This is a genomic window from Kosakonia sp. SOY2 (genome assembly GCF_027109175.1).
Classification (GTDB): Bacteria; Pseudomonadota; Gammaproteobacteria; order Enterobacterales; family Enterobacteriaceae; genus Kosakonia.
This window is the reverse complement of the sequence record NZ_JAPVXH010000010.1, coordinates 22,230-28,982: the sequence shown is the minus strand read 5'-3', so window position 1 is coordinate 28,982 and position 6,753 is coordinate 22,230. Positions and strand designations below refer to the sequence as shown.

Here is a 6,753-nt window from a genome sequence, read left to right as displayed (position 1 = left end):
TTCTCCGCCCCCCGCAATAGAAAAATGACATAAAAATGACTGACTGCTGCATTCCACAGCAAAACCCGCCTTTATACCCATTTACACACAGACTTATCCACAATCCGGCAAAAGTACAAAAATTCGCGAGCGCTACGCAAACGTTTTCGTTACAATGCCTGCGCAAAAAACATGAGCCCTCGCTGGGGCATTAGCTAAGTTTTAGGATCAATAAAGATCCTAATATTTAGCTAACGCTCTCTGTTAAAGACAAATCCAGGGGATTTACCATGCAACAACGTCGTCCAGTCCGCCGCGCTTTGCTCAGTGTTTCTGACAAGGCCGGTATTGTCGAATTCGCACAGGCGCTCTCTCAGCGTGGCGTAGAACTGCTCTCTACCGGCGGCACCGCGCGTCTGCTGGCGGAAAAAGGTCTGCCAGTGACCGAAGTTTCCGACTACACCGGTTTTCCGGAAATGATGGATGGACGCGTGAAAACCCTGCATCCAAAAGTACACGGCGGCATTCTGGGTCGCCGCGGGCAGGATGACGCAATCATGGCAGAACACGCAATTGCGCCGATCGATATGGTGGTCGTTAACCTTTATCCATTCGCCGAGACCGTCGCGCGTGAAGGTTGCTCACTGGAAGATGCGGTAGAGAATATTGATATCGGCGGTCCGACTATGGTGCGCTCAGCCGCGAAGAACCATAAAGATGTCGCTATCGTTGTAAAGAGCAGCGACTACACCGCCATTATTAATGAAATGGATGCCAACGAAGGTTCACTTCTGCTTGCCACCCGTTTCGACCTGGCGATTAAAGCGTTTGAACACACCGCTGCGTACGACAGCATGATTGCCAACTACTTCGGCAGCCTGGTTCCGGCCTATCACGGCGAAAGCAAAGAACCCGCCGGTCGCTTCCCGCGTACCCTGAATCTGAACTTCATTAAGAAGCAGGATATGCGCTACGGCGAAAACAGCCACCAGCAAGCCGCCTTCTATATAGAAGAAGAGATCAAAGAGGCCTCCGTTGCCACCGCGCAGCAGCTGCAAGGCAAAGCGCTCTCCTATAACAATATTGCCGACACCGATGCGGCGCTGGAGTGCGTGAAAGAGTTCAGCGAACCGGCGTGTGTGATTGTGAAACACGCCAATCCTTGCGGCGTCGCGGTTAGCGGTTCAATTCTGGAGGCTTACGATCGCGCTTATAAAACCGATCCAACCTCCGCATTCGGCGGCATCATCGCTTTTAACCGTGAGCTGGACGCTGAAACTGCCCAGGCGATCATCTCTCGCCAGTTTGTTGAAGTGATCATCGCCCCGTCCGCCAGCGAAGAGGCGCTGAAAATTACCGCCGCTAAGCAGAATGTCCGCGTACTGGTCTGCGGCGAGTGGACGCAGCGTGTTCCGGGACTCGATTTCAAACGCGTCAACGGCGGTCTACTGGTTCAGGACAGAGATCTCGGCATGGTAAGCGCAAGTGAACTGCGCGTTGTCAGCAAACGCCAACCGACCGAGCAGGAGCTGCGTGATGCGCTGTTCTGCTGGAAAGTGGCGAAATTCGTCAAATCCAACGCCATTGTCTACGCGAAAGAAAACATGACCATCGGCATTGGCGCAGGCCAGATGAGCCGCGTCTATTCGGCGAAAATCGCCGGGATCAAAGCCGGTGACGAAGGGCTGGAAGTGAAAGGTTCCGCCATGGCTTCTGACGCGTTCTTCCCGTTCCGCGACGGCATTGATGCCGCCGCCGCTGTTGGCGTGACCTGCGTTATTCAGCCTGGCGGTTCCATCCGCGATGACGAAGTCATTGCCGCCGCCGACGAACACGGCATTGCGATGATCTTCACCGACATGCGTCACTTCCGCCATTAATCCACGGAGCAGACAATGAAAGTATTAGTAATTGGCAACGGCGGGCGAGAACACGCGCTGGCATGGAAAGCCGCGCAGTCACCGCTGGTTGATACCGTTTTTGTCGCACCGGGTAACGCCGGTACGGCACTGGAACCGACGCTGCAAAACGTCGCGATTGGCGCAACCGACATCCCGGCGCTGCTGAGCTTTGCGCAGAACGAGAAGATCGATCTGACTATCGTTGGCCCGGAAGCACCGCTGGTAATCGGCGTGGTCGACGCGTTTCGCGCGGCCGGTCTGAAGATTTTTGGCCCAACGCAGGGTGCCGCGCAGCTGGAAGGCTCCAAAGCATTCACCAAAGACTTCCTCGCGCGCCACAATATTCCGACCGCCGAGTACCAGAATTTTACCGACATTGAGCCTGCGCTGGCTTACCTGCATGAGAAAGGCGCGCCTATCGTGATCAAGGCCGATGGTCTGGCGGCGGGCAAAGGCGTGATCGTCGCCATGACACTCGAAGAAGCCGAAGCAGCGGTTCACGATATGCTGGCAGGCAATGCTTTTGGCGACGCGGGCCACCGCATTGTGATTGAAGAGTTTCTCGATGGTGAAGAAGCCAGCTTTATCGTGATGGTTGACGGCGAACACGTGCTGCCAATGGCCACCAGCCAGGATCACAAACGCGTCGGGGATGGCGATACCGGCCCGAATACCGGCGGTATGGGTGCTTACTCGCCTGCGCCAGTGGTGACGGATGAAGTGCATCAGCGCACCATGGAACGCGTCATATGGCCAACCGTGCGCGGCATGGCGGCAGAAGGCAATACCTACACCGGTTTCCTGTATGCCGGGCTGATGATCGATAAGCAGGGCAACCCGAAAGTTATCGAGTTCAACTGCCGCTTTGGCGATCCGGAAACACAGCCAATTATGCTGCGCATGCAGTCTGACCTGGTGGAGCTGTGCCTGGCCGCGTGTGAAGGCAAGCTGGATGAGAAAACCTCAGAGTGGGATAGTCGCGCATCGCTGGGCGTTGTGGTTGCAGCCGGTGGTTATCCGGGCAACTACCGCAATGGCGATGTCATCCACGGTTTGCCGCTGGAAGAAGTGGCTGACGGTAAAGTGTTCCACGCAGGCACCAAACTCTCTGCCGACGACCAGGTGCTGACCAACGGCGGGCGCGTGCTGTGCGTTACCGCGCTGGGTAACACCGTCGCCGAAGCGCAGCAGCGCGCGTATGCCTTAATGACCGATATTCACTGGGATGGCAGCTTCAGCCGCCGGGATATTGGTTACCGCGCAATTGCGCGCGAGCAAGGCAAGTAACTCTCGCCCTTTCACCCTCTCTCCACCGGGGAGAGGGTTTTCAGAAATTCTTTTCCGTCGGCTGCCAGCGGCAGAAATCCGCATTCGCCACCAGCAATAGCTGCGCGCCTTCCGGCGCTTCCAGCCATGCGACGCTTACCGCAACCGCAGAGCGGTTCTGACGCTGCTCAATACGGTTTAAGGCGTAATCATCCAGATCGGGTTTCACGGTCTGCCCTTCACAGGTCTGTACCGTATGGTTGGCCTGCCAGCGCCCCTGACGCAGGATCACTCGCCCCTGACGCAGCGCGTCACTGGTCTGGCGGATCTGCTCTGCCCGGTAGCGATACAGCGCGACCTGGTCGCTGGAAAGTTGCTGTTTCTGCCCGTCGACCTCACGCTGCATAAAGCTCAGCTCGCCGCGATCGTCAAAACGGACGCGAATATGCTCCGGCGGTTTACCGTAAACATTGAGTTCAATGAGAGTTAACGTATCGCCCTGCCAGCGGTATTCGCTAAGCGATGTATTCCCGTGGTGCCACGGGCTAAATGCGGCGAGCAAGTGCGTCTCACCGTCTGAATCTTTACGCCAGATCCGCACTGCGCCCTGATCGCCGGCAAACCCGCTGGCGGTAAAAGGCGGTAAGGAGGAGTCATGGCTGCAGGCTGTCAGTAACAGCGCTGCGCCCGCCAACAACAGCGGGCGACGCCAGAATGACAAAAGGGGCGAAACCGCCCCTTCGACAAAACTGTTCACTGCCACGCGGTCTTACTTAACTGCGTCTTTCAGTGCTTTACCAGAAACAAATGCCGGCACGTTAGCTGCGGCGATTTTGATTTCTTTACCGGTCTGCGGGTTGCGGCCAGTACGCTCAGCGCGGTGGTTCACTTTGAAGGTACCGAAACCAACCAGTTGTACCGCATCACCTGCTTTCAGAGACTCAGTAACGGCAGCCAGGGTGGATTCCAGTGCAGCTTTCGCTTGCGCTTTAGACAGATCAGCCTTGTCTGCAATTACATCAATCAGTTGAGTCTTGTTCATAAGTTATCCTTTCAATGTGTTTATCGCTTGCTAAGCATCGAGTGCGACGGAAATGCCTCAAAAGCACTCTCCTGCATACACGCACCGATAGCCACTTATTTTCGCCCCCCAAATGTAGACCAGACGAGGGTATTAAGGGAAGCCTTCAGGCACGACAAAACAGGCGTTAAATCACGTTTTATTGTCTCATTGCTGCAAATTTATACCGATATTGCTCTCACCGACCTCACGCAGGTCTGCGCGCAGCCCTTTAATCAGCTCAATATCGCGTTCTTCGCAGGCTGCCAGAAGGCGGAAAATCTCCCACTGAATATCCCATTCTTGCTCAACAGCCGGGTTTTCCCGCAGCTCTTCGTCGGTCATTTCACGTCCCTGCTGGGTCATTTCCAGCATCACAACGGTAGTGATCGACGTTTTACTGACCTCGATTGCATGCTCCAGCGTTTCACCGCTCAGGCGCGAATGAATCAGTTCACTGAGCGCCACGCAGGCATCAATGGCCGGGTAAACACCGTACAGATCGTAGTCATCCGCCGTCGGAATCGCCTCTTCCAGTTTCTCCAGTTGGCTGTCGAAGTTCACTTTCGCGTCTTTGACGATCTGCGTTTCCCACACCAGGTCAAGGATCCGCCGGTAAAGCTGCGCGTCGCCAAACTCTGTCTGCTGGCAGAACATGGCGTAATTGGGGTACATACGCTCGCACAGGCAAGCCATAAAGACGACGTGCTGCCAGCTTTCCAGCTTTTCCAGACGCAGGTGAATTGGGTTTTGTAACATGATCGTTTCTCAAAATCGGTAATGCGCGGCAGTTTACCTGATATCGCGCTGAATTGCCTGCCAACGCGTAAACGCGGGCCGTCCGGATGCCACCGCGTCCGCCCAGCGCGTCGGTTCCGGTAACCGGTAGCCTTTCATGCAACGCTGCACCCACGCGAGCGCGCTATCCTGGCTGACACGATGCCCGGTGGTGACAAACAGCGGGTTACAGCGCGCCTTGCTGCGCCACACCCAGGCGAGCTTCTCACCTTTATCCATCAACGGGGAGAGCGCACCCGGCTCGTCCGCCAGCGGTTCAAACTTGCCACACAGCCGCTTTTTCGCCACGCCGATAGTAGGCACATCGACCAGCAAACCAAAATGGCTGGCAACACCGAGACGGCGCGGATGGGAAATACCGTGGCCATCGACAAACAGCAAATCGGGTTTTTGCGACAGCTGCTCCCACGCCGCCAGCAGCGCCGGGTATTCACGAAAAGAAAGGAAACCAGGGATATAAGGCATGGTGGTGGCGATACGCGCCACCTGATATTCAATCAGCTCCAGCGAAGGCCAGGAGAGCAGCACCATCGCCGCTCGCGTCACTTCTCCACCCTGCTCAAAACCGACATCGGCCCCGCCGATCAATGTGGGCGGATCTTTATCCAGACGATCCTCACGGATCACCGAAGAAGCCAGTTCAAGTTGTTGTGCGCGTAGTGACGCGAGATCCATACTCTCTCCTTACTGATGCCAGGAGGCCGACAGGCGGTGCACCGCCTCGACAAATACTCCTGCATGTTCCGGCGGGACATCCTGATGAATGCCGTGACCGAGGTTAAACACATGACCTTCGCCTTTGCCGAAGCCCGCGAGAATCGTCGCGACCTCTTCTTCAATGCGCGCAGGCGGCGCGTAAAGCATAGACGGGTCCATATTGCCTTGCAGCGCAACTTTATGACCAACGCGACGGCGTGCATCGGCAATATCGGTTGTCCAGTCGAGGCCCAGCGCATCACAGCCTGTTTCTGCCATCGCTTCCAGCCACTGCCCGCCGCCTTTGGTGAATAACGTCACCGGCACGCGGCGGCCTTCGTTTTCACGCAGCAAACCATCGACAATTTTATGCATGTAGTAGAGCGAGAATTGCTGATAATCGCGCCCGGTCAACACACCGCCCCAGGTGTCGAAAATCATCACTGACTGTGCGCCCGCGCGGATCTGCGCGTTGAGATACAGCGTGACGCTCTGCGCCAGCTTATCCAGTAGCGCATGCAGCGTGTGCGGCTCGGCGTACATCATTTTTTTAATCAGGGTAAACGCTTTGCTGCTGCCGCCTTCCACCATATAAGTCGCCAGTGTCCACGGGCTACCGGAAAAACCGATCAGCGGCACTTCACCTTTCAGCTCACGGCGAATGGTGCGCACGGCGTTCATCACGTAGCCCAGCTCGTTTTCCGGGTCTGGCACCGGCAGCTTATCAACATCCGCTTTGCAGGTGATGGGCGAGGTAAAACGCGGCCCTTCCCCGGCTTCGAAATAGAGGCCAAGCCCCATCGCATCTGGCACGGTAAGGATGTCGGAGAAAAGAATAGCCGCATCAAGCGGGTAGCGGCGCAGCGGCTGTAAGGTCACTTCGCAGGCCAGCTCGGCGTTTTTGCACAGCGACATAAAATCGCCTGCTTGCGCGCGGGTCGCTTTATATTCCGGTAAATAGCGGCCTGCCTGGCGCATCATCCACACCGGGGTCATATCTACTGGCTGGCGCTGAAGCGCGCGCAGGTAACGATCGTTTTTCAGTTCGGTCAT

7 protein-coding genes are annotated in these 6,753 nt (G+C 56.3%); 2 read left to right on the top strand and 5 right to left on the bottom strand.

Annotated features, from left to right (window positions below; all coding sequences use genetic code 11):
- Nucleotides 1-269: 269 nt before the first annotated feature.
- Together purH and purD are read left to right on the top strand one after the other, a co-directional pair.
- On the top strand, nucleotides 270-1,859 hold the full coding sequence (purH, locus tag O3S68_RS23760) for a bifunctional phosphoribosylaminoimidazolecarboxamide formyltransferase/IMP cyclohydrolase (RefSeq protein ID WP_045514719.1): 1,590 nt from the start codon (nucleotides 270-272) through the stop codon (nucleotides 1,857-1,859).
- A gap of 15 nt (nucleotides 1,860-1,874) precedes the next feature.
- On the top strand, nucleotides 1,875-3,167 hold the full coding sequence (gene purD / locus O3S68_RS23755; protein WP_269232656.1) for a phosphoribosylamine--glycine ligase: 1,293 nt from the start codon (nucleotides 1,875-1,877) through the stop codon (nucleotides 3,165-3,167).
- A 40-nt stretch (nucleotides 3,168-3,207) separates the two neighbouring features.
- Here the strand turns inward: purD and O3S68_RS23750 are convergent, their stop codons facing one another.
- The 5 genes from O3S68_RS23750 to hemE all read right to left on the bottom strand — a co-directional run bounded on the left by O3S68_RS23750 (nucleotide 3,208) and on the right by hemE (nucleotide 6,753).
- On the bottom strand, nucleotides 3,208-3,903 hold the full coding sequence (locus O3S68_RS23750) for a DUF1481 domain-containing protein (RefSeq protein ID WP_167579022.1): 696 nt from the start codon (nucleotides 3,901-3,903) through the stop codon (nucleotides 3,208-3,210).
- A gap of 12 nt (nucleotides 3,904-3,915) precedes the next feature.
- A complete protein-coding gene (gene hupA / locus O3S68_RS23745; RefSeq protein WP_017460010.1) occupies nucleotides 3,916-4,188 on the bottom strand; it encodes a nucleoid-associated protein HU-alpha in 273 nt (90 codons plus the stop codon).
- A gap of 186 nt (nucleotides 4,189-4,374) precedes the next feature.
- A complete protein-coding gene (locus tag O3S68_RS23740) occupies nucleotides 4,375-4,965 on the bottom strand; it encodes a YjaG family protein (RefSeq protein ID WP_269232655.1) in 591 nt (196 codons plus the stop codon).
- 33 nt (nucleotides 4,966-4,998) lie between these two features.
- Nucleotides 4,999-5,679: a deoxyribonuclease V gene (nfi, locus tag O3S68_RS23735; RefSeq protein WP_045514730.1), complete on the bottom strand. Its 681-nt coding sequence runs from the start codon at nucleotides 5,677-5,679 to the stop codon at nucleotides 4,999-5,001.
- Nucleotides 5,680-5,688: 9 nt separating this feature from the next.
- Complete coding sequence (gene hemE, locus O3S68_RS23730) at nucleotides 5,689-6,753, bottom strand: uroporphyrinogen decarboxylase (protein WP_086868583.1); 1,065 nt, start codon at nucleotides 6,751-6,753, stop codon at nucleotides 5,689-5,691.